General features: G+C 47.8%; 16 protein-coding genes. 8 read left to right on the top strand and 8 right to left on the bottom strand.

Features of this window, described 5'->3' with window-relative positions; genetic code table 11:
- The first annotated feature begins 2 nt into the window (after positions 1-2).
- Positions 3-1,226, top strand: a complete 1,224-nt coding sequence (ftsZ, locus tag VRK_RS11560; protein ID WP_059121512.1) for a cell division protein FtsZ — start codon at positions 3-5, stop codon at positions 1,224-1,226.
- Between the two features lie 95 nt (positions 1,227-1,321).
- On the top strand, positions 1,322-2,239 hold the full coding sequence (gene lpxC / locus VRK_RS11555; protein ID WP_059121511.1) for a UDP-3-O-acyl-N-acetylglucosamine deacetylase: 918 nt from the start codon (positions 1,322-1,324) through the stop codon (positions 2,237-2,239).
- Between the two features lie 85 nt (positions 2,240-2,324).
- Here the strand turns inward: lpxC and VRK_RS11550 are convergent, their stop codons facing one another.
- Positions 2,325-2,789: a DUF721 domain-containing protein gene (locus VRK_RS11550; protein ID WP_059121510.1), complete on the bottom strand. Its 465-nt coding sequence runs from the start codon at positions 2,787-2,789 to the stop codon at positions 2,325-2,327.
- A 322-nt stretch (positions 2,790-3,111) separates the two neighbouring features.
- On the opposite strand from VRK_RS11550, the gene secA reads away from it, so the two are divergent.
- From secA to VRK_RS11520, 6 genes are all read left to right on the top strand, one after another.
- Positions 3,112-5,832, top strand: a complete 2,721-nt coding sequence (gene secA, locus VRK_RS11545) for a preprotein translocase subunit SecA (protein WP_059121509.1) — start codon at positions 3,112-3,114, stop codon at positions 5,830-5,832.
- A gap of 97 nt (positions 5,833-5,929) precedes the next feature.
- The gene (mutT, locus tag VRK_RS11540) at positions 5,930-6,331 is read left to right on the top strand and encodes an 8-oxo-dGTP diphosphatase MutT (protein WP_059121508.1); all 402 of its coding nucleotides are present in this window, start codon (positions 5,930-5,932) and stop codon (positions 6,329-6,331) included.
- 154 nt (positions 6,332-6,485) lie between these two features.
- Entirely contained in the window at positions 6,486-7,295 is an 810-nt protein-coding gene (gene dapB / locus VRK_RS11535; protein ID WP_059121507.1) for a 4-hydroxy-tetrahydrodipicolinate reductase, read from the top strand.
- Positions 7,296-7,778: 483 nt separating this feature from the next.
- Positions 7,779-8,918 carry a glutamine-hydrolyzing carbamoyl-phosphate synthase small subunit gene (gene carA, locus VRK_RS11530; RefSeq protein ID WP_059121506.1) on the top strand — a complete coding sequence of 380 codons (1,140 nt, stop codon included), beginning with the start codon at positions 7,779-7,781 and terminating at the stop codon, positions 8,916-8,918.
- Between the two features lie 17 nt (positions 8,919-8,935).
- Positions 8,936-12,163, top strand: a complete 3,228-nt coding sequence (gene carB, locus VRK_RS11525; RefSeq protein ID WP_059121505.1) for a carbamoyl-phosphate synthase large subunit — start codon at positions 8,936-8,938, stop codon at positions 12,161-12,163.
- Positions 12,164-12,351: 188 nt separating this feature from the next.
- Positions 12,352-13,134 carry a TSUP family transporter gene (locus VRK_RS11520; RefSeq protein ID WP_059121504.1) on the top strand — a complete coding sequence of 261 codons (783 nt, stop codon included), beginning with the start codon at positions 12,352-12,354 and terminating at the stop codon, positions 13,132-13,134.
- On the opposite strand, the gene VRK_RS11515 is transcribed toward VRK_RS11520, so the two are convergent.
- The 7 genes from VRK_RS11515 to gltB all read right to left on the bottom strand — a co-directional run bounded on the left by VRK_RS11515 (position 13,058) and on the right by gltB (position 23,449).
- Positions 13,058-13,930: a LysR family transcriptional regulator gene (locus VRK_RS11515; protein ID WP_059121503.1), complete on the bottom strand. Its 873-nt coding sequence runs from the start codon at positions 13,928-13,930 to the stop codon at positions 13,058-13,060. The two genes, VRK_RS11520 and VRK_RS11515, sit on opposite strands and share 77 nt — an antisense overlap.
- A 119-nt stretch (positions 13,931-14,049) precedes the next feature.
- Complete coding sequence (locus VRK_RS11510; RefSeq protein WP_059121502.1) at positions 14,050-14,661, bottom strand: TRIC cation channel family protein; 612 nt, start codon at positions 14,659-14,661, stop codon at positions 14,050-14,052.
- Between the two features lie 106 nt (positions 14,662-14,767).
- Positions 14,768-15,640, bottom strand: a complete 873-nt coding sequence (btuF, locus tag VRK_RS11505; protein ID WP_059122747.1) for a vitamin B12 ABC transporter substrate-binding protein BtuF — start codon at positions 15,638-15,640, stop codon at positions 14,768-14,770.
- 63 nt (positions 15,641-15,703) lie between these two features.
- On the bottom strand, positions 15,704-16,657 hold the full coding sequence (locus tag VRK_RS11500; RefSeq protein WP_059121501.1) for a cobalamin biosynthesis family protein: 954 nt from the start codon (positions 16,655-16,657) through the stop codon (positions 15,704-15,706).
- A gap of 20 nt (positions 16,658-16,677) precedes the next feature.
- The gene (gene mtnN / locus VRK_RS11495) at positions 16,678-17,379 is read right to left on the bottom strand and encodes a 5'-methylthioadenosine/S-adenosylhomocysteine nucleosidase (protein WP_059121500.1); all 702 of its coding nucleotides are present in this window, start codon (positions 17,377-17,379) and stop codon (positions 16,678-16,680) included.
- A 173-nt stretch (positions 17,380-17,552) separates the two neighbouring features.
- The gene (locus VRK_RS11490) at positions 17,553-18,965 is read right to left on the bottom strand and encodes an FAD-dependent oxidoreductase (RefSeq protein WP_059121499.1); all 1,413 of its coding nucleotides are present in this window, start codon (positions 18,963-18,965) and stop codon (positions 17,553-17,555) included.
- Between the two features lie 20 nt (positions 18,966-18,985).
- Positions 18,986-23,449 carry a glutamate synthase large subunit gene (gene gltB / locus VRK_RS11485; protein ID WP_059121498.1) on the bottom strand — a complete coding sequence of 1,488 codons (4,464 nt, stop codon included), beginning with the start codon at positions 23,447-23,449 and terminating at the stop codon, positions 18,986-18,988.
- Positions 23,450-23,518 lie beyond the last annotated feature (69 nt).

The following is a 23,518-nucleotide window of genomic DNA, read 5'->3' as shown; positions in this document are numbered from 1 at the left end:
ACATGTTTGAACCGATGATGGAAATGTCTGACGATGCTGTAATTAAAGTCGTTGGAGTTGGTGGCGGCGGCGGTAACGCTGTAGAACACATGGTGCGTGAATCCATCGAAGGCGTGGAATTCATCAGTGTTAACACAGATGCACAGGCACTTCGTAAGACGAGTGTAAGTACTGTGATTCAAATTGGTGGCGATATCACCAAAGGGTTAGGTGCTGGTGCAAATCCTCAAGTAGGACGTGATGCTGCTCTTGAAGATAAAGAAAAAATTAAAGAATCCCTAATGGGTGCCGATATGGTGTTTATCGCAGCTGGTATGGGTGGTGGAACCGGTACTGGAGCAGCGCCAGTGATTGCTGAAGTAGCAAAAGAACTGGGTGTGTTAACGGTTGCTGTGGTCACCAAGCCTTTTAGCTTTGAAGGAAAGAAACGGCTCGCCTTTGCAGAACAAGGCATTGAAGAGTTATCAAAACATGTTGACTCTTTGATTACGATTCCGAATGAGAAGCTGCTTAAGGTATTGGGACGCGGTATCACGTTACTTGAAGCCTTTGCCAGTGCGAACGACGTATTGAAGAATGCAGTTCAGGGGATTGCTGAATTGATTACCCGCCCCGGCATGATCAACGTGGACTTTGCAGACGTGAGAACAGTCATGTCTGAAATGGGACATGCAATGATGGGCAGTGGTGTCGCAAAAGGTGAAGACCGGGCAGAAGAAGCCGCTGAAATGGCTATTTCTAGTCCGCTGCTGGAAGATATCGACCTCGCAGGCGCACGTGGCGTATTGGTTAACATTACCGCTGGTCTTGATATGCGTCTGGATGAGTTCGAAACGGTTGGTAATACGGTGAAAGCATTTGCTTCGGATAACGCAACTGTTGTTATTGGTACCTCGCTTGACCCGGATATGGCTGATGAAATTCGTGTCACCGTTGTTGCAACAGGCATCGGCAATGAGAAAAAACCGGATATTACGCTTGTTGCCGGTGGCAAAGCAAACTCTGTCGGTACTCAGCAACCAGCCACTTCATCACAGCAAGGCGGCGTTCCTCATGTTGCTGCGAAAACTGAAGAGAAAGTGGCATCGAAGTTGCAGGGAAATGTTGAGTCAAAATCTCAGCCTTCATCGGCAAATTCTCAAGGCGCTGGTCAGAGTACTGCTCCAAAAGAGAAAGAAAGTGGTTATCTCGATATTCCAGCTTTTTTACGTCGTCAGGCTGATTGATTTATCATAATTTGACTCCGCTCACGATTGTGATATTATTTGCGGCCAATAAGTAGATTGGCCGTGTTTTGTAGCACTGACATTGAGGCAAGTAGATGATCAGACAACGTACGTTGAAAGAGATAGTGAAAACAACTGGAGTGGGGCTTCACTCTGGTCGAAAAGTCACGTTAACTCTTCGCCCTGCCGCTGCAAATACCGGTATTATTTATCGCCGTACCGACGTGACACCACCTGTTGATTTCCCGGCAAATCCAGAAAATGTGCGTGACACCATGTTGTGTACAGCGCTTGTGAATGACGAAGGCATCCGAATTTCTACCGTAGAGCACTTAAATGCTGCTCTTGCAGGAATGGGGATCGATAATGCTGTGGTTGAAGTCGATGCACCGGAAATTCCGATTATGGACGGCAGTGCCAGCCCATTTGTATTTCTCTTACAGCAAGCGGGTATTGAAGTTCAGAATGCGCCGAAACGATTCATTCGAGTGAAGAAGCCTGTTCGTTTTGACGATGGTGATAAGTGGGCAGAATTAGTCCCTTACCAAGGTTTTCGGATGGATTTTGAAATTGACTTTAACCATCCAGCAATTGAATCCGATGAACAGCGATTATTGTTTGATTTTTCGTCTCAATCGTTTGTTCGGGATATTTCCCGAGCGAGAACATTCGGTTTCATGCGTGATATCGAATACCTGCAGTCACAGAATCTTTGTTTGGGTGGTAGTTTTGATTGTGCAATCGTTCTGGATGATTATCGTATTCTGAATGAAGACGGTCTGCGTTTTGCGAATGAGTTTGTCACGCATAAAGTTTTGGATGCCATCGGTGATCTATACATGTGTGGTCATTCTATTGTTGGTGAATTTAGAGCTTACAAATCAGGACACGGTCTGAACAATCAGTTATTACGCGCACTTCTAGCAGACCAAGAAGCATGGGAATGGGCAACGTTTGGTGAAGAGGTCGGTTCTCCTGTTGCTTTTGCCGATCCGAGTTCTGTACTCGCTTAATCGACTATATTTTTCGTATAAAAAACCAGACTTCATGTCTGGTTTTTTTACATTCGGCTGTTGTTTATATGAGTGAGCCGAAGACTTACTCGTTTTTCTTGTTGGCAAGATCGGCGATATTTTCCAGTCTTTTTTTCACTTTCGGTGAAGCATGATCTGCGATGCATTTGAGTAGATCAGCTGTTTGAGAAGAAATTATTCGTGGATTTTTAGGCGTTTTATCTTCATTTGAAGATGAACCGATTCGATAAATTGACGGATTGATCACCACTTCGAGACTGATCAGGTGAGCAAATCCCTGGCTGCGTAAATAACTCAGAATTTGTAAGCGCTCATAGTCCACTTTCATCTTGATTGCCGCACTGGCCACTTCCAGCACTAAATGGCTGCGGCGAAGATTTGCCACGCGCACATAAGGCTGAGATCCCTTCGGAAGCAGCGGCAAAATAATCTGACTGAGACGATTAATTGACTCAGCATGTTTCTGAATCTCTTTCAGCTTTGAATGGCTGATTAACTCATTCGTCGCAGTCGGGCGGTGGTTTCTCATCATGGGATCCAGTTTGTATCACTCTTGCCGTTCTATTCTATCTCAAATCACTCGTCAATGCCGTGTCCTGTGTTTCTTTCTTCGCTTGGTGAATCATTTTAAGTATTGCAATCAAACAAATCGTTGGTGATATTGGTGATCAGACTAAAAATTCCTTACACTATGTTCTTCTTAAAAAGGATTACCTTGAAAAACCATCGATAAGCCTCAATATCATCGGATAGACATGATTTATCTCAGTACACTTAGTTGATGACTGGTAGAGACTGATGGAACAAGAATAGATCTCAAATGATCTAAGCATAGAGAGATTCGGATAAAAATGATAACTAAGCTACTGACTAAGGTTATTGGTAGCCGCAATGACAGAACATTGCGACACCTGAGAAAAATTGTTAAAGAAATCAATAATTATGAACCTACTTATGAAGCGTTCTCTGATGAAGACTTAAAAGCGAAAACGATTGAATTTCGGGAGCGCTTGGCTCAGGGAGAAACACTCGATCAACTCCTTCCTGAAGCGTTCGCAACGGTTCGTGAAGCATCTAAACGCGTGTTCGGGATGCGTCATTTTGATGTTCAGCTGATTGGTGGGATGGTCCTCAATGGCGGACAAATCGCTGAGATGCGTACTGGTGAGGGGAAAACCTTGACTGCGACGTTGTCTGCTTACCTGAATGCTTTACCGGGATACGGTGTCCATGTGGTCACTGTGAACGATTATCTCGCCAAACGGGATGCTGAAACCAACCGACCGCTGTTTGAGTTTTTGGGCATGACCGTTGGTGTCAACGTCCCCGGCATGATGCCTCAAGAGAAGCAACAAGCTTATCTGGCCGATATTATTTATGGAACAAACAATGAATTCGGCTTCGATTACTTGCGCGATAATATGGCGTTTCGCAAAGAAGACCGTGTTCAGCGAGCTCGTTTTTTTGCAATCGTCGATGAGGTGGACTCTATTCTTATCGATGAAGCCAGAACGCCATTGATTATTTCCGGTCCTGCTGAAGACAGCTCTGAATTGTACACCCGCATTAATACCTTGATTCCTTCGCTGGAAAGGCAAGAGAAAGAAGACTCGGAAGAATACCGTGGTGACGGGCACTACACCGTTGATGAGAAAGTGAAACAGGTCTATCTGACTGAAACCGGGCAAGAATATGTCGAGGAACTATTGGTTAAAAATGGCCTGATGAATGAAGGCGATACACTATACTCTCCGGCGAATATCAGCCTGCTCCATCACGTGAATGCAGCGCTTCGAGCGCATGTGTTGTTTGAGAAAGATGTCGATTACATCGTTTCAAACGAAGGTGAAGTGATTATTGTCGATGAACATACCGGACGGACAATGCCCGGTCGTCGCTGGTCTGATGGTTTGCATCAAGCGGTCGAAGCCAAAGAAGGGGTGAAAATCCAAAATGAGAACCAGACATTAGCCTCGATTACCTTCCAGAACTACTTCCGCCTTTACGAAAAGCTGTCGGGGATGACTGGGACTGCCGATACCGAAGCATTCGAATTCCAGACCATTTATGGTTTGGAGACTGTGGTTATTCCAACCAATAAACCGATGATCCGTGATGATATGGCGGACGTTGTTTACCGGACCGAAGCCGAGAAATTTGCCGCAATCATTGAGGATATCAAAGAGCGTGTGCAGAAAGGCCAACCTGTGTTGGTCGGGACGATTTCGATTGAAAAATCTGAATTGCTGTCTCAGGCACTGAAAAAATCCAAAGTAAAACACAATGTATTGAATGCTAAGTTTCACGAAAAAGAAGCTGAAATTGTTGCTGAAGCGGGTAAGCCCGGTTCTGTTACGATCGCAACCAATATGGCTGGTCGTGGGACAGATATCGTATTAGGCGGTAGCTGGCAGTCAAAAGTAGATGCTCTGGATAATCCGACTCAGGAACAGATTGATCAAATCAAAGCGGAATGGCGAAAAGTACATGAACAGGTACTTCAAGCCGGTGGTTTGCATATTATCGGTACTGAGCGGCATGAATCTCGTCGGATCGATAACCAGTTGAGAGGACGTTCCGGTCGCCAAGGGGATCCGGGGTCATCGCGTTTCTATCTTTCCATGGAAGATGCTCTGCTGAGAATCTTTACCTCAGATCGAATGGCTGGCCTGATTCAAAGTGGTATGGATGAAGGAGAAGCGATTGAAAGTAAACTGCTGTCCCGTTCGATTGAAAAAGCACAACGGAAGGTCGAAGGACGCAACTTCGATATTCGTAAGCAGTTGCTGGAATATGATGATGTTGCCAATGATCAGCGTAAGGTTGTTTATGAACTCCGTGATGAGTTGATGGAAGCGGAAGATATTCAGGAAATGCTCGAGCAGAACCGCTTCGATGTGTTCACCGCAGTCATTGACGAATATATTCCACCTCAGTCACTGGAAGATATGTGGGATATTCAGGGATTACACAATCGCCTGAAGCATGATTTTGATCTGAATTTGCCGATCCAGTCATGGCTGGATGAAGATGATAAGTTGTATGAAGAAGTCCTTCGTGAGCGCATCATTCAAGAAGCCGTTAAAGTTTACCAAGAGAAAGAAACATTAGTGGGCGCGGAAGTGCTGCGTAATTTCGAAAAATCCGTCATGCTACAAACGCTGGATACATTATGGAAAGAGCATCTGGCAGCGATGGATCATTTACGACAAGGGATACACTTACGCGGATATGCACAAAAGAACCCTAAGCAGGAATATAAGCGCGAGTCGTTTGAACTGTTTGAAGGTCTGCTCGATTCTCTGAAATCTGATGTGATTACCATTCTGTCAAAAGTTCGGGTTCAACAACCTGAAGAAGTTGACGAGATGGAAGCACGTCGTCAGGCTCAAGTTGAAGAGGCTGCTCGTTATGCGCAAGCACAACATGCTGCGAGTGATACTTTACAAGGCGACGAATCACAAGAAGGGCAGCAGCCGCTGGTTCGTGAAGAGAAAAAAGTCGGACGTAATGAGCCTTGTCCATGTGGCAGCGGTAAAAAATATAAGCAATGCCATGGCCGCATTGCATAAAAATTCAATATGATTTGAGAGCCGCTGAGAAAGCGGCTCTTTTTTTGCCATGCAATTATCGTTAGACTTGATGGACAACGCTGTACCAGAGGAATGTATGAAAAGAACACATATTGTTGCTGCGATCATTTTCAATCAGGATCAATCACAAGTTTATATTACCAAGCGACCTGCTCATCTGCATAAAGGCGGATTTTGGGAGTTTCCCGGCGGTAAAGTGGAAAGCGGAGAGTCAATTGAAGCAGCGATTCACCGTGAGTTAGACGAAGAGATTGGTATTGAGGTCACGGTTCAACATCCTTATCAACATCTGACTCATGATTATCCGGACAAGTCACTGGTGTTCGATTTTATCTCGGTAACGGATTTTACCGGCACACCTTATGGCAGAGAAGGTCAGGAAGGGCGATGGGTTTCTGTTACTGCACTGGCCGACTATCAATTTCCTGAAGCCAATGAACCTATCGTTGAACAACTTATTCGTGATTTTTCCCGCTGAGCCGAGTCGGCGTCGAGGCAGCGATATTACGTCAGAAGCGTGAACAAGCCTAGCCACATTGACTGAATATTGGTAGTTTAGACAAATAAATTGATATATATGAAATACGGATGGAGTTTTCGATTCGTATCTGAGCAGAATGGAGAAGTTCGCAATGGTTAAAATTGCAATAGCAGGTGCTGCTGGTCGAATGGGCCGCAACCTAGTCAAAGCTACGCATCATCATGATGTCGCAACTGTGGGAGTTGGTTCTGAACGTCCTGAATCATCACTGATAGGGGTTGATATCGGAGAGTTATGTGGTGAGGGACATTTTGGTGTCTCATTGGTTGATAATCTGGAAAATGCAATTGATCAATTTGATGTCATTATTGACTTCACGTCCCCCGTGAGCACCTTGGCAAATATCGCGTTATGTAAAAAGCACGGCAAAAGCATTGTGATTGGCACCACTGGATTTTCTGAGTCCGAGATTGCACAAATTCATCAGGCAGCACAAGATATTCCGGTTGTCATGGCTCCCAACTATAGTGTCGGTGTGAATTTGGTATTCAAGTTACTGGAAAAAGCCGCCAAGGTGATGGGGAGTTACTGTGATATCGAAATTGTCGAAGCTCACCATCGCTACAAAGTGGATGCACCGTCCGGGACAGCCTTAGGTATGGGAGAAGCGATTGCTCATGCAATGGGTAATGAACTGAAAGATGTGGCTGTCTATGCCAGAGAAGGAATTACGGGTGAAAGACGTCGGGAAGAAATTGGTTTCGCGACGATTCGTGCCGGAGATATTGTGGGTGAACATACCGCAATGTTCGCTGATCTTGGTGAGCGGGTTGAGATTTCACATAAAGCGTCTGACCGGATGACTTTTGCCAATGGTGCCGTGAGAGCTGCGATTTGGTTATCAGACAAACCCGCTGGTTTTTACACTATGACCGATGTCCTTTCTCTTAATCAGCTTTAAATACATAATTATGCGCTGGATCTCTCCGGCGCATTTGATTTTCGCTCAAATTATAAATTTTACTTTTACACCATCATCAGCCACGCGAGTGTATTTTTTATTTTATATAATAAAAGATATGGTGTTCTATTTGTATTAAAGGCAAGAAAAGTTATCTTTTGGTGCTTCCGTTATCGATTGCGTTGGTTCATTTATTTTTTTATGAGTTTTTTTTCTACATTTCTCCTTTTTTTGACTTATGTCTCCCTTTAGTCGTTTGATAATGCGTATTTAATGTGTCTTTTTACTCTGTTCGTTTTATTTTTTTATATAACTCGGTAAAAAAACATATTTGATAAGTTTTGAATATTGACACAAATCACACATATCTATAAAATGCGTCTAATTTGTCCGAAATACACTATGGTTCTAACCTATAGTGATTAAGGAAGGCAAATTTGCAGTTTAATCTAAATTTTTTGCATTTTTATTCTGGAGGTTGTCTTGAGCAAGTCAGCACTGTTAGTCCTAGAAGATGGGACAGTGTTCCACGGACTGTCCATTGGCGCAGATGGCGTCTCCGTTGGTGAAATCGTTTTTAATACCTCGATGACGGGGTACCAAGAAATCCTCACTGATCCTTCCTACTCTCAACAAATCGTTACTCTGACTTATCCCCACATTGGCAATACCGGCACCAACTCAGAAGATGAAGAATCCTCAGACATTCATGCCCAAGGACTGATCATTCGTGATTTGCCATTGATTGCGTCGAACTTCAGAAGTGAGCAGAGCCTATCTGAGTATTTGAAGGGCCGAAATATCGTTGGAATCGCGGACATCGACACACGAAAACTGACTCGGATCCTTCGTGAGAAAGGCGCTCAAAGCGGTTGTATTATGGCGGGTGATAACTTGGATGAGTCACTTGCTTTAACTAAAGCGAAAGAGTTTCCGGGCCTGAAAGGCATGGATTTGGCAAAAGTTGTGACGACCAAAGAAGCTTATGAGTGGACGCAAGGATCTTGGTCTTTGGCAAGTGGATTCCCTCAGGCTAAACATGACAGTGAGCTCCCTTATCATGTCGTTGCATACGATTTTGGTGCCAAGAGAAACATTCTGCGGATGTTGGTTGACCGCGGATGTCGTCTGACCGTTGTACCGGCAGAAACACCAGCAGAAACGGTTTTAGCAATGAATCCTGATGGTATTTTCCTGTCGAATGGACCGGGGGATCCGGAACCTTGTACATATGCCATTGAAGCGACAAAAACCTTTTTGGAAAAAGAGATTCCAGTCTTTGGTATCTGTTTGGGACATCAAATCCTCGCACTTGCCTCGGGTGCAAAAACCATCAAAATGAAGTTTGGTCACCATGGTGCGAACCATCCGGTCAAAGATCTCGAGCGCAATGTCGTGATGATTACCTCGCAAAACCACGGCTTTGCAGCAGATGAAGCCAGTTTGCCGGCAACGCTGAAAGCGACCCATAAATCATTATTTGACGGTTCTCTTCAAGGCATTCATCGTACTGATAAACCTGCGTTTAGTTTCCAGGGGCATCCCGAAGCGAGCCCCGGGCCACATGATGCAGCGCCTCTATTTGATCACTTTATTGAACTTATCCAACAACACCGTGCTTAATTCGGAGCGAGTAGACGATGCCAAAACGTAGTGACATACAAAGTATTCTTATCTTAGGTGCGGGTCCGATTGTAATCGGCCAAGCCTGTGAGTTTGATTACTCCGGAGCTCAGGCATGTAAGGCTCTGAGAGAAGAAGGTTATCGGGTTATTCTGGTCAACTCGAATCCGGCAACGATTATGACTGATCCTGAGATGGCAGATGCGACTTACATCGAGCCGATTCAGTGGGAAGTTGTCCGTAAAATTATTGAAAAAGAACGTCCTGATGCCGTACTGCCGACGATGGGTGGTCAGACAGCGTTGAACTGTGCACTTGAGCTGGATCGCCAAGGGGTTCTGGCTGAGTTCGGTGTTGAAATGATCGGTGCAACTGCCGATGCGATTGATAAAGCGGAAGACCGTTCTCGTTTCGATGCTGCGATGAAATCAATTGGTCTGGAATGTCCCCGGGCGGATACTGCAAAGACCATGGAAGAAGCTTATCAAGTCCTAGAGAAAGTCGGCTTTCCATGTATTATCCGTCCGTCGTTTACGATGGGTGGAACCGGTGGTGGTATCGCTTATAACAAAGAAGAGTTTGAAGAAATCTGCCACCGCGGATTAGACCTTTCTCCAACCAATGAGCTGCTGATTGACGAGTCGCTGATTGGCTGGAAAGAGTATGAAATGGAAGTGGTTCGAGATAAGAACGACAACTGTATCATCGTCTGTTCAATTGAAAACTTTGATCCAATGGGGATTCACACCGGGGATTCAATTACGGTTGCTCCGGCTCAGACATTAACAGATAAAGAATACCAGCTGATGAGAAACGCCTCTTTAGCGGTATTACGTGAAATCGGTGTTGAAACCGGTGGATCGAATGTGCAATTCGGTATCAATCCGGAAGATGGCCGGATGGTGATTATTGAAATGAACCCGCGGGTTTCTCGCTCTTCTGCACTGGCATCGAAAGCGACGGGTTTCCCGATTGCTAAGATTGCAGCGAAGCTGGCGGTTGGTTTCACGCTTGACGAGTTGACCAATGATATTACCGGGGGCGCAACACCGGCATCGTTCGAACCAACGATCGACTATGTGGTGACCAAGATTCCTCGGTTTAACTTTGAAAAATTTGCCGGTGCCAATACCAAACTCACAACTCAGATGAAGTCGGTCGGTGAAGTGATGGCGATTGGGCGTAACCAACAAGAGTCTCTACAAAAAGCACTACGTGGTCTTGAAGTTGGTGTTGACGGCTTTGATGAAATGGTTGATCTGGATTCTCCGGAAGCACTGACTAAGATTCGTCATGAGCTGAAAGAAGCCGGTGCTGAGCGTATCTGGTACATCGGCGATGCTTTCCGTGCCGGCATGTCTGTTGACGCAATCTATAACCTGACAGGGATTGATCACTGGTTCCTTGTTCAGATTGAAGAGTTGATTCAGCTGGAAACAGAGATTAAAACCAATGGCTTTGCCGGATTGACCCAAGATGTGCTCCGTCGCATGAAACGCAAAGGTTTCGCCGATGCACGTCTATCTAAATTGGTTGGTGTTTCTGAACATGAAATTCGTCGCTTGCGCGATCAGTTCGACATCCATCCGGTTTATAAGCGTGTCGATACGTGTGCCGCGGAATTTGCTTCTTCAACCGCCTATATGTATTCCTCATATGATGAAGAGTGTGAAGCCTATCCGACGGACAGGAAGAAGATTATGGTTCTGGGTGGTGGCCCGAACCGTATCGGTCAAGGCATTGAGTTTGACTACTGCTGTGTTCATGCCTCGTTGGCATTACGGGAAGACGGGTATGAAACCATTATGGTTAACTGTAACCCTGAAACGGTTTCGACAGACTACGATACCTCCGATCGCCTCTACTTTGAGCCGGTGACACTGGAAGATGTCTTAGCAATTGCCCGGGTTGAGAAGCCTACGGGTGTCATCGTTCAGTATGGTGGTCAGACACCGCTGAAACTGGCTCGTGCGTTAGAAGCCGCCGGTGTGCCGATTATCGGAACCAGCCCGGATGCTATTGACCGTGCCGAGGATCGCGAGCGTTTCCAACAAGCGGTTGATCGTTTAGGTCTCAAACAGCCGGAAAACGCAACCGTCACAGCACTTGAGCAAGCCGTAGATAAAGCCAAAGAAATAGGCTATCCATTGGTTGTGCGTCCATCTTATGTCCTCGGTGGCCGTGCGATGGAAATTGTGTACGATGAAGCTGATTTACGTCGTTATTTCAATGAAGCGGTCAGTGTCTCCAATGAATCTCCGGTCTTGCTGGATCATTTCCTTGATGATGCGGTAGAGGTCGATATTGACGCGATTTGCGATGGTGAACGTGTCGTCATCGGTGGCATTATGGAGCACATTGAACAGGCTGGGGTTCACTCTGGTGATTCTGCATGTTCACTGCCAGCTTATACGCTGAGTCAGGATATCCAGAATGTCATGCGTGAGCAGGTTGAAAAACTGGCATTTGAACTGGGTGTCCGCGGATTGATGAATACGCAGTTCGCAGTCAAGAACAACGAAGTTTATCTGATTGAGGTCAACCCACGCGCTGCGCGGACGGTACCGTTTGTCTCTAAAGCAACCGGAGCGCCGCTGGCAAAAATTGCTGCGCGGGTGATGGCCGGACAGAGTCTGGAACAACAAGGCTTTACTCAAGAAATCATTCCACCGTATTACTCGGTGAAAGAAGTTGTATTGCCATTTAATAAGTTCCCGGGGGTTGATCCACTACTTGGTCCTGAGATGCGTTCAACCGGAGAAGTGATGGGTGTCGGGCGCACATTTGCTGAAGCGTTTGCAAAAGCGGAGTTGGCATGTGGTTGTGTCTACCCTGAAGGCGGACGTGCGCTGATCTCTGTTCGCGAAAGCGATAAGCAGCGTGCGGTTGCTTTGGCAGAAAAGTTGGTTCGATTAGGCTATCAACTGGATGCAACGCATGGCACGGCAGTAGTTCTGGGTGAAGCCGGTATTAATCCTCGTCTGGTAAACAAGGTGCATGAAGGGCGTCCTCATATTCTTGATCGGATCAAGAATAATGAATATACCTACATTATCAATACGGCTTCCGGGCGTCAGGCCATTGAAGATTCAAAAGTTCTACGCCGAGGTGCGTTGGCTGAGAAAGTCAATTATGCAACGACCCTGAACGCTGCATTTGCCACTGCAATGGGGCATACCGCTGACCCGAAAGCTTCTGTCATTTCTGTACAAGAAATGCATGAGCAAGTCAGACAACATGCTTAGTCAATAACGCGTCCGTTGTTGTGTATTATCAAACCCGGGATCTTCCCGGGTTTTTTGATCGCGACACATTTATCTGCGCATAAAACTCAATGATGAATATATGGAATAGGACACTGTCCGCGTTTTCACTATATCTCTTTATTTTTAAATGGTAATTTTGAGCCCTATCTAATCGGTTAAGGAATAATATGGAGATTTCAATCGATATACTGGCGTTGCTTTTTGTGGCAGCGTCACTGGCTGGATGTATTGATGCGATTGCCGGTGGCGGTGGTTTGATTACACTGCCGGTGTTAATGGCAACCGGTATCTCACCGGCACAAGCGATTGCAACTAATAAACTGCAAAGTTCATTCGGTAGCTTTTCTTCTACATTTTATTTTGTCCGTAATGGTTTGGTTTCTCTGCGGCAAATGTGGCTGGCAATTGTTTGTACCTTTATCGGTGCAGCCATCGGTGCTGAATTAGTGCAGATTTTGGATGCTGATCTATTAACCAGCCTGATTCCTGGCTTATTGATTGCGATTTCACTGTATTTTTTATTGGCTCCCCAAACCAAGGCTGAGACGGATAAAAAAGCGGCGTTATCCGACGGATTGTTTGCTTTGTTGGTTGGAACAAGTATTGGATTCTACGATGGTTTCTTCGGTCCGGGGACCGGGGCAATCTTTGCCGTTTGTTTTGTCGTCCTTGGTCGATTGTCGATTATTGAAGCAACAGCGCGCGCGAAAGTGCTGAATTTTACATCGAATATTGCCGCACTGATTTTTTTCTTGGCGGCAGGACTACCAATCTGGAAACTTGGATTGGTGATGGCTGTTGGACAATTTCTCGGGGCGAGAGTCGGTGCTCGCATCGTGATTAATCAGGGGCAGAAATGGATTCGGCCACTGGTTATTCTGATGTCTTTATCCATGGCTCTGAAGTTACTTTGGGAACAGCATCAACAATGGCTGCTATCAGTGATTTGATACGCGGAGAACGGAAAGTCATTGCCCTCAAACAGAGATGAATTGGCCGGAATAACGGCTGAAGTTCCTCAAAGCCGAAACAGTAACGGGGAGCGATCGACAAGGTGTGTACGATGGAAAGTGGGATCAAAGCTGGAGCGACGCCTTGTAATGCAAGTTGTGCCGCAGCTGTGTATGAATCCATTTCCATGATGGGCGTAATCGCGAGATGGTCCAGCACGGATGCCTGATAGGTATTGGCGCTGTTAGACAGATCATTGGTGATGATTTGTGGCGGAAGTTGCTGTAACGGCGTCTGACTGACAATAAAAACCGGTTCATTGTAGAGATGAAAGGTTTGCAGGCCATGATTACCGGGCAGATAACCGGCACACAGCCCGAGAGTGGCTTTGCCTGACCGGACATGTTCAACGATTCTGGGCGTGTGATTGGTGGTGATAGTAATTCTGGGATCATGGCTGAAATATTCTCCCATCACATGGCTGAGTAAACCTGCCACCAGTGTTTCTGAACAATCAAAGCGGATCAGGGTGTGATCTTCCAGAGCCTGATGTTCGAATATTAATCCGCTCAGTTCATGAAAGCTCGGACCGACTCGCTCAATCAGTGCCCGAGCATCAGCCGTGAGTTTGATGTGCCGTCCGTCGGGCACAACCAGTTTTTTCCCCAGCCGATTTTCTAAATTGGCGATGCGTTTGCTGACGGCAGATTGACTGATATAAAGCACGCTTCCTGTCCGACTCATGGTCTTTTCTTTGCTGAGAATCAAGAGCGTTTCAATACCTTCAAGCAACATGGGTTTCCGAATCAATCAAAGAGAGCTTTCGCTTACTTTAGCGAAAGCTGTCTCTGATTGCGATAAAGGAATGCTTGAGAGGAAAAAAATGTGTCCAGAGGCAGGCAGAGGCAAGGATACTAGCGATTAATGGCAAAAACCGGGAGTGATAAATGCCAACGAATTGCACCAAGACGAATGATTAGGGTCGAGAGGAACCCGGATAAGAATGCCGTCTTGTGGTCGTAGCCCATTTGTAGTGCCGTGGTATGGAAGATTCCACCGATGATGCAGGCGGTTGCATACACTTCGCTGCGCAGCACCATCGGTATTTCTCGGGCGAGAATATCGCGAATGATACCGCCGCCACATCCGGTTAGAACGCCCATAATAATGGCGATCAGCGACGAGTCCTGATAAAGCAGTGATTTATCGACGCCAATGCCAACAAAGACAGACAACCCGATAGCGTCACAGACCGGCAGAACCCACCACGACAGGCGTTTGGGACGACGGACGATGAGCATTGTCAGGAAGCTGGTGGCAAGAATGACCCAAAGATAGGTGGTATCGGTAATCCAAAATACCGGGGTGGCTCCCAAAGCAATATCGCGCATGGTCCCGCCGCCAATTGCGGTCACGCTGGCAAGGACGACGACACCGAATGGATCCATTTTCAAACGGCCGGCTAACAGTACACCAGAAATGGCAAATACAATTGTTCCGAATAAATCAATCAGATAGAGAAACATACGTTGAGGGGTTCCACAATATTATTTGAGTACAGAATTATTTGAGCACAGAGCGATTATTTTTAGGTATAGAGAAAAACAGGGCGCATTGTACGGGAAAACCGAGTTAATCGATAGTTTTATAGCCAGACTTTTCAGTTGATAAAGTCTGGCTATTTTTTCGGGCCTCATCAAGGTAATCACAGATTTCTTCAATCGCTCGAATGGTTCTGGGGGTAGGACGATTGAGCCAGTCTGAATTGAGCGTCCAGACCTGATGCAAGCGAACGGCTGGAATGCGAGGCCAGTCTGTCCACATATGCAGATTCTCAACCGCATGGCGGGAATTAAAAATGACGTCAGGCTGGGCCAGTAATACCTGCTCCCGGCTTACTTGCGGGTAGGGTGCCGGGCTATTTCTAAACACATTTTCTCCGCCACAAAACTCAAACACTTCACTGGGCCAGCGATTTTGAGCGATGGTGATGATAGGTTTCTCGCTGAGCTGGTAGAAGAAACGAACCTTCCGGGCATGTTGATAACGCTGTTTTAGGGCTGCCAACTGCTGGCGAAATTGTTGCGCATTTTTACGGCCAATCTGAGGATCATCGGCATATTGGCTGAGCGCCTCGATGTTATCGGCAATATCGGCTAAGCGATGAATTTGAGAGGGATAGGTTCGAACTCCCATCTGTTTCAGTTTCTGTAATTCCCGGGGCGGATTGCCATCCGGCCAAATGATCACCAAATCCGGTTTGAGGCTGAGAATTTTTTCAATCTTAATCCCTTTATAGTTGGCAACTTTGGGTAAGTTTTTTACTTCGGGCGGATAGTCGCTGTAATCACTCACGGCAATGATTTTATTGCCGAGACCGGCAGCATAGGCGAGTTCTGTTGCGTGAGGCGCCAGCGTAATAATGCGTTGAACCGAGGTCGCTGCTGTTGTGAAACTCGGGATAAAAAGCAGCAATGCGAATAAATGAAGTCGGTGAATCAACATTTGGTAACCTTGTGATTGAGACAGCTTACGCATGAGTCGTTTATGATCCGGGCTATTTATGATTTAGAACAGTTGTGCAGCGATGAAGATCAGCAGACTTTCGACACCGATCCAAACATAAGTGCGTTGATTGAGCAGCCGCTGAATCTGGAACAGATGTAAGGCCGAGGGAATCACCCTGCCACCGAGTTTGGCCCGGACACTTTTTTTCCCCGCATAAATTGCCGGCCCACCGAGCGAAAGATTGAGTTTATGACCGACCGAACACAGGAGCCAGCCGACGGTTCGGGATGGCCAGGAACAACTTTGCTGGCGAGTTTGGGGCCAGATTGATGACAGGCTTTGCCCGGCCATCAGTAACAGCGCAAAGAGTCGGGCCGGAATCCATTCACACCCGGCGTTGAGGCGACTCGCTGCCAGACCAAAAGGATAGTTGTCTGGAACAGACGGTGACCAAACCCGGCTTAGCTCAACAATCAGACGGTACATGAAGGCACCGATGCCACCCAGTAAGCCATACCAGAACAGGATAGTAATGACCTGACGGGCTTGACCGACAATCAGTAACTCAGCACTCGCCTTACCCAAACCAACCACGGACAGGGTATCCGTCTGACGATTGAGTCGCTCTGCGAGTAGCTGGCGGGCTTGGGGTTTATCTTCTACCGCCAGTGCCTGAAACAATGGTTTACTCAACGAGGTTAATCCTCGCCAGTCGAGGGCCAGAATTAATAATAACAGGTGATAGAGTTCAGGTTGCCAGACCAGCGGTTCCAGTGCGACCAAAACCATCAGTGCCGGAATCAGCATCATCAATGTGGCTAATGTGCCGGACAGGGTTCGCTGTGCATAGCTTCCCTGCGTATTCACCTTCTCAGCCAGAATCTCTGCAAACTTATGCCACAACAGGGCTGGGTGAGCTGCTCTTGGCAAAGGCAGCACAAGGTGAATCAGCAGCGCTCCCCACATGATGAAGAGCGCACTGTGTGTTTGCAGGATTTCTTGAACATGATTCATGAGCGTCGGAAACGGTCAGATTATGCCTGACGAAGACGTTCTAGCATCTTCAGAACCATCTCCGAAGAACTCGCAGCAGCAAGGGGTAAGAACTCATCAAACGACATCGGTGATTCTTTATCTGCTACGTCAGAAATTGCCCGGACAACCACAAACGGCGTGTTGAACTGATGGCAAGTCTGCGCAATTGCTGAGGCTTCCATCTCGACGGCAATTGCTTGTGGGAAGTTTTGGCGGATCAATGCTTGTCGTTCCGGCTGACAGACAAAAGTATCGCCGGTACAAATCAGACCGTGTACCGCATGTTTGTCTGCCAATTGTGAGAGCGCATCTTCTGCCAGTTGAATTAATTTTTCATCGGCCTGGAAAGCTGCGGGCTGGCCTGCCATTTGACCGATTTCATAACCAAACGCAGTCACATCGGCATCGTGGTGTCTGACTTCAGTTGAAATGACAACGTCACCCATCGTTAGTGATGGATCAAAACCACCGGCCGAACCCGTATTGATGACGACATCCGGTTTGTAGAGTTCTAACAGCAAGGCCGTGCCGACTGCCGCGGCAACTTTACCGATACCTGATTGGAGAAGTACTACATCCAAACCGTTGATTTGACCAGAATAATAGGTGCATCCACCTTTTTTTTCTTGTTGCAGATTCTGGATTGACGATTTGAGAATCGCAACTTCTTGCTCCATTGCGCCAATGATGCCAATTTTCATATCAAGTCTCTTTTTCTTTATTCAGATTAGCGCTGAGTTTAGCATGATTTTTTGGGATTCAACTAGTTATCCGCAGCGGAATCCGGCGCAAAAAAATCCCAGCACCGAGGTACTGGGAGATGATTGCCGGTGAAAAACACACAGTTTGAATGGCCCGCAATGTGCTCGGTTATTTAAACGTCCAAATAATCCAGAATGCCACCGGCAGCTTTGCGGCCTTCGTCAATGGCGGTGACAACCAGATCGGAACCGCGTACCGCATCGCCACCGGCGAAGATTTTTGCGTTGGTGGTCTGATAAGGGTACTGACCGTCATCCGGTGCTTTGAGACGCCCCCATTGATCCAGCTCGACCCCAAAGGGTTCCAGCCATGGCATGGCATGAGGCTGGAAGCCAAATGCCATAATGACGGCATCGGCAGCAAGCACATGTTCACTGCCCGGGACCGGCTCCGGGCGACGCCGACCGGCTTCATCCGGTTCACCCAGTGCGGTTTTGACTACTTTCACACCGGTGACCTGACCACGGTCATCCACTTCAATACCGAGCGGTTGCAGGTTAAACATGAACTCTACACCTTCTTCTCTGGCGTTTTTGACTTCTCGGCGTGAGCCCGGCATGTTCTCTTCATCGCGTCGATAGGCACAGATAACATGTGATGCTTGTTGGCGGATTGAAGTGCGGACACAGTCCATTGCTGTATCTCCTCCGCCTAACACGACCACGTTTTTTCCGGCCATATCAATGAAGGGTTGTGAATCTTCCAACGCCATCACTCGATAGGTATTGGACACCAAAAACGGCAGTGCATCATACACCCCGGTGGCATCTTCATTTTCCAGCCCGGCACGCATGTTTTTATATGTGCCGACGCCAAGAAATACAGCGTCATATTCATCGATCAGTGATTGTAGCTCGACATCTTTTCCGACTTCGGTGTTCAATCGGAATTCAACGCCCATTTCGGTAAAAATGCGTCGTCGGTTTTGCATCACTTCTTTTTCCAGCTTGAACGAAGGGATTCCGAAAGTGAGCAGCCCGCCGATTTCGGGATAGCGATCAAAGACCACTGCTTTGACCCCGTTTCTGACCAACACATCAGCGGCCGCCAAACCTGCGGGGCCGGCACCGATAACTGCGACTTTTTTGTCTGTCCACTCGACTTGAGACAGGTCGGGTTTCCAGCCCATTTCAAAGGCTTTATCGTTAATATATTTTTCAATATTCCCGATGGTGACTGCACCGAAATCGTCATTCAGTGTACAAGACCCTTCACACAGACGGTCTTGCGGGCAAACCCGGCCACACACTTCCGGCAGACTGTTGGTTTGATGAGAGAGTTCCGCCGCTTCGATAATTCGGCCTTCATTGGCCAGTTTCAGCCATTGCGGGATGTAGTTATGGACCGGACATTTCCATTCACAATAGGGGTTGCCGCAGTCGAGACAGCGATCTGCCTGAGCGGTTGCCTGTTGACGGGTAAAGGGTTCATAAATTTCAACAAATTCGATTTTGCGTATATTCAGCGGCTTTTTGGCCGGATCGACACGATTGACATCAATGAACTGATAAACGTTCTGGCTCATTATAATCTGGCTCCTTCCAATTATTGTGCTTGAACGCGAAGCTCTGCTGCACTGCGGCTTTGATGCCCGAGCAGTGTTTGCAGATCAGCCGCTTGTGGTTTAATGAGATAGAACTTCGGAATCCACGCATCGAAATTAGCTAAGATCGATTCAGCGTGAACGGAGCCGGTTTGCTCCAGATGCTCTGCAATTAAACCACGTAAATGTTCCTGATGAATGTAGAGATCTTGCAGCGAAATCGTCTCAACGGATTCATTATTCACACGGCCTTGGAAGTCATCGTTCTCATCGAGTACATAGGCAAATCCACCGGTCATCCCGGCACCGAAGTTGACTCCGGTTGCCCCCAGTATTGCCACAACACCGCCAGTCATGTATTCACAGGCGTTATCACCAGCCCCTTCAATCACCGCAATGGTCCCGGAGTTACGTACTCCGAAACGTTCTCCCGCTTTGCCGGCAGCGAACAGTTTTCCGCCCGTTGCACCGTATAAACAGGTATTACCGATGATGGTGGCTTCATTACATTTGAAAGCCGTTCCCAAATGGGGCTTGATGACAATTTTGCCGCCAGCCATACCTTTACCGACATAGTCGTTTGCATCACCGGTCAGATGAAGCTCCAAACCGCCGGCATTCCAGACGCCGAATGACTGCCCGGCAGTCCCTTCGAAGTAGATACGGATGGGCGATGCAGCCAGTCCTTGGTTGCCGTAGCGTTTGGCAATTTCTCCGGATAACCGTGCCCCGATGGAGCGATCGGTGTTGATGATGTCGTAGTACAGATTCAAAGATTGCTGGTTCTCGATTGCACTGAGTGCATCTTCAACAATTTTCTGGTTGAGAGCCGCCTTATCAAATGGCTTATTGGGTTCCGTGCAGAAGAGTGGATGACCCGCCGGGGAAACCGGTGACTCCAAAATGCCTGACAGATCCAGTTTGGTCTGTTTGGCCGTCATGCCTGCAACCACTTCCAGCAAGTCGGTACGTCCGATCAGATCGGTTAATTTCTCAACGCCTAATTCAGCCAGATAGCCGCGGACTTCATTGGCCAATCCGGTGAAGTAGTTGATGACCATCTCCGGTAATCCTTTGAAATAGTCCCGACGCAGGGTTTCATCTTGAGTCGCCACACCCGTAGCACAGTTATTCAGGTGACAGATTCTCAGGAATTTACATCCCATGGCAATCATTGGGGCTGTGCCGAATCCAAAGCTTTCCGCGCCCAGAATTGCTCCTTTAATCACATCCAACCCGGTTTTCAGACCGCCATCGACCTGAAGACGGATTTTATGCCGCAGACCATTGGCGACGAGTGCTTGTTGGGTTTCTGCCAGACCCAGCTCCCACGGGCTACCGGCATATTTGACCGAAGTAATCGGGCTTGCTGCCGTCCCGCCGTCATAACCGGAGATCGTAATCAAGTCGGCATAAGCTTTGGCAACACCCGTTGCAATGGTGCCGACTCCCGGTTCGGAAACTAGTTTGACCGAAACCAGTGCGTTGGGGTTGACTTGCTTCAGATCGAAGATCAATTGTGCTAAATCTTCAATCGAGTAAATGTCGTGGTGCGGTGGTGGCGAAATCAGGGTCACCCCTTGGACGGAATGACGCAGTCGGGCAATTTCGGCCGTGACTTTATGGCCGGGCAACTGACCGCCTTCACCGGGTTTCGCACCTTGCGCGACTTTGATCTGCAATACATCGGCATTGGTCAGATAATGAGGAGTCACCCCAAAACGACCGGATGCGACCTGCTTGATACGTGAGTTACGTTCAGTGCCGAAACGGCGCGGATCTTCACCGCCTTCTCCGGAGTTGGAATAGCCGCCTAAACGGTTCATCGCCGTTGCCAGCGCTTCGTGTGCTTCCGGACTGAGAGCGCCGATTGACATCGCCGCTGAATCGAACCGCTTAAACAGGCCGGTCACCGGTTCAATTTTCTCCAGTGGCAGTGGTGTATCTGATTTCTTCAGTGTCATCAAGTCACGCAACATCGCCACAGGGCGTTGATTGACTTGGGCGGCAAATTGTTGGTAGTCCTGCGTATCACCGGAGCGAACCGCAGCTTGCAGATGATTGACTACGTCCGGGTTATACGCGTGGTATTCACCGCCGTGGACAAATTTCAGCAATCCGCCATGGTCAATGGATTTGCGTTTCGCCCATGCTTTGCGTGACAGGTTAAACAGATCCTGTTGGAAGTCCTCGAAGTTAGCGCCCTGAATCCGGGTCGCTACGCCGCGGAAGCAGAGATCAACCAGCTCCCGGTGGAGTCCGACCGCTTCGAAAAGCTGGGAACAGCGATAAGAAGCAACGGTTGAGATCCCCATTTTCGACATGATTTTGTACAGGCCTTTATCGATCCCGTAACGGTAGTTTTGCATGACTTCCCGGTAACTTTTGTCGAGCACCCCTTCATCCAGCATTTTGCTGAGCGCTTCGTAAGCGAGGTAGGGGTAAATCGCTGTCGCACCAAAGCCAAGCAGAACCGCAAACTGGTGTGGATCCCGGGCGGTTGCCGTTTCGACAATAATGTTGGCATCACAACGCAATTGCGTATTAACCAGACGAGTCTGAACAGCTCCGACAACCATTGCGGCAGGGATCGGTAGTTTCTGTTTGGTGATAGCGCGATCCGATAAAATGATCAGAACCGTGCCGTCACGTACTGCCTGTTCGGCAGCGTCACACAGGTCGAGAATCGCTTGTTTGAGATCTTTTTCCTGTGGATCGTAATTGATGTCTAAGATGGTGTTTTTATAGTGTTTGTCATCCAGACTTAAGATCTGCTGCATGTCGGAATAAAGCAGCACCGGTGAATCAAAGGTCACACGGTGAGCATGGCCATCCGTTTCGCAGAAGACATTCATCTCCTGACCGATACTGGTTGCCAGCGACATCACATGTTTTTCACGTAATGGATCGATCGGTGGGTTGGTGACCTGCGCAAATTTTTGCCGGAAGTAGTCACTGATCAGACGCTCTTTAGAAGAAAGCACGGCCATTGGGGTGTCGTCACCCATTGAGCCGACGGCTTCCTGTCCCATGTCGCCTAACACCCGCAGTACCTGATCCATCTCTTCATTGGTCATGGCAAACTGTTTCTGATAGATCTTCAATTGGGTGTTATCAAAATCACGTTGCCCAATTTGATCGTCGCCCAGTTCTGCAAATGGCTTGAGGCGATAGACGTTATGCTTCATCCATTCCTGATAGGGGTGACGACTCTTCAGCTCGTTATCGATCTCTGATGATTGCCACAGTTTGCCGGTCTTGGTATCAATCACCAGCAATTCACCGGGGCCAACCCGGCCTTTGGTCGCGACCTCATCCGGAGCGTAATCCCAGATACCGACTTCAGAGGCCAGCGTAATGAGTTTATCTTTGGTGATGACATAACGGGCTGGTCGCAGTCCATTGCGATCAAGGTTACAGGCTGCGTGACGTCCGTCAGACAGAACTATCCCCGCAGGCCCATCCCATGGTTCCATGTGTTTGGAGTTAAAATCGTAGAACGCGCGCAACTCCGGATCCATATCCGGATGGTTTTGCCATGCCGGCGGCACCAGCATCCGCATCGCCCTGAACAGATCCATCCCGCCTGCGAGGAACAGATCCAACATATTATCCAGACTTGACGAGTCCGAGCCGGTTTCGTTGACAAACGGAGCCGCTGACTGGAGGTCCGGTAATAAAGGCGAAGCGAATTTATACGCTCTCGCTCTCGCCCACTGACGGTTTCCTTCAATGGTATTGATTTCACCATTATGGGCCAGATAGCGGAAAGGCTGAGCCAGCGGCCATCGGGGTTGCGTATTGGTCGAGAAGCGTTGGTGGAATAAACAAATGGCAGACTCCATGCGCAGATCGGCTAAATCCAGATAGAAGCGGGGTAAGTCTGCGGGCATACACAGCCCTTTATAGACGATGACCTGAGTAGACAGTGAGCAGATGTAGAAATCAGCATCATCGGTAATTTTTTTCTCGATACGACGTCGGGCGATATACAGGCGTCGTTCAATATCCTGCTGTCCCCATCCGGCTGGCGCAGAAATAAAGACTTGCTGAATGTCCGGTAATGACTGGGCTGCGATAGGCCCGAGTACATCCGGGTTGGTTGGCACATGACGCCATCCGCTTACCGAAAGTGTTTCTTGGGCAAGCTCTTGATTGATAATGTCACAGGCTGATTGGGCTTTGACCGGATCGCGGCTCAGGAAAATCATCCCGACGGCATATTGTTTACTCAGCTTCCAGTTTTGCTCTTGTGCAATGTGTCTGAGATAAGAATCTGGCTTTTGCAGAAGTAAACCACAGCCATCCCCCGTTTTTCCGTCGGCAGCGATACCGCCACGATGTGTCATACGGTCCAGTGCTGAAATTGCGGTACGAACCAGTTTGTGACTTGCCTGACCTTCCATGTGCGCGATCAGGCCAAACCCACAGTTGTCTCTCTCAAGACTTGGATCATATAGAGCCATTGCAAGTCTCCCTTTGCGTTCTGTCTTCGACAGTGAATGACTAACTATTCTATGTTATTGTTATTTTTT

Source organism: Vibrio sp. MEBiC08052 (genome assembly GCF_001506075.1).
Lineage (GTDB): Bacteria > Pseudomonadota > Gammaproteobacteria > Enterobacterales > Vibrionaceae > Vibrio.
This window is presented reverse-complemented; position numbering and strand designations above follow the sequence as displayed.

What these genes read in the sequence shown, in the direction of transcription:
- ftsZ (WP_059121512.1), top strand. Translation starts at nt 3, where the DNA reads ATGTTTGAACCGATGATGGAAATGTCTGACGATGCTGTAATTAAAGTC.
- lpxC (WP_059121511.1), top strand. Translation starts at nt 1,322, where the DNA reads ATGATCAGACAACGTACGTTGAAAGAGATAGTGAAAACAACTGGAGTG.
- VRK_RS11550 (WP_059121510.1), bottom strand. Translation starts at nt 2,789, where the DNA reads ATGAGAAACCACCGCCCGACTGCGACGAATGAGTTAATCAGCCATTCA.
- secA (WP_059121509.1), top strand. Translation starts at nt 3,112, where the DNA reads ATGATAACTAAGCTACTGACTAAGGTTATTGGTAGCCGCAATGACAGA.
- mutT (WP_059121508.1), top strand. Translation starts at nt 5,930, where the DNA reads ATGAAAAGAACACATATTGTTGCTGCGATCATTTTCAATCAGGATCAA.
- dapB (WP_059121507.1), top strand. Translation starts at nt 6,486, where the DNA reads ATGGTTAAAATTGCAATAGCAGGTGCTGCTGGTCGAATGGGCCGCAAC.
- carB (WP_059121505.1), top strand. Translation starts at nt 8,936, where the DNA reads ATGCCAAAACGTAGTGACATACAAAGTATTCTTATCTTAGGTGCGGGT.
- VRK_RS11520 (WP_059121504.1), top strand. Translation starts at nt 12,352, where the DNA reads ATGGAGATTTCAATCGATATACTGGCGTTGCTTTTTGTGGCAGCGTCA.
- VRK_RS11515 (WP_059121503.1), bottom strand. Translation starts at nt 13,930, where the DNA reads ATGTTGCTTGAAGGTATTGAAACGCTCTTGATTCTCAGCAAAGAAAAG.
- VRK_RS11510 (WP_059121502.1), bottom strand. Translation starts at nt 14,661, where the DNA reads ATGTTTCTCTATCTGATTGATTTATTCGGAACAATTGTATTTGCCATT.
- btuF (WP_059122747.1), bottom strand. Translation starts at nt 15,640, where the DNA reads ATGTTGATTCACCGACTTCATTTATTCGCATTGCTGCTTTTTATCCCG.
- VRK_RS11500 (WP_059121501.1), bottom strand. Translation starts at nt 16,657, where the DNA reads ATGAATCATGTTCAAGAAATCCTGCAAACACACAGTGCGCTCTTCATC.
- mtnN (WP_059121500.1), bottom strand. Translation starts at nt 17,379, where the DNA reads ATGAAAATTGGCATCATTGGCGCAATGGAGCAAGAAGTTGCGATTCTC.
- VRK_RS11490 (WP_059121499.1), bottom strand. Translation starts at nt 18,965, where the DNA reads ATGAGCCAGAACGTTTATCAGTTCATTGATGTCAATCGTGTCGATCCG.
- gltB (WP_059121498.1), bottom strand. Translation starts at nt 23,449, where the DNA reads ATGGCTCTATATGATCCAAGTCTTGAGAGAGACAACTGTGGGTTTGGC.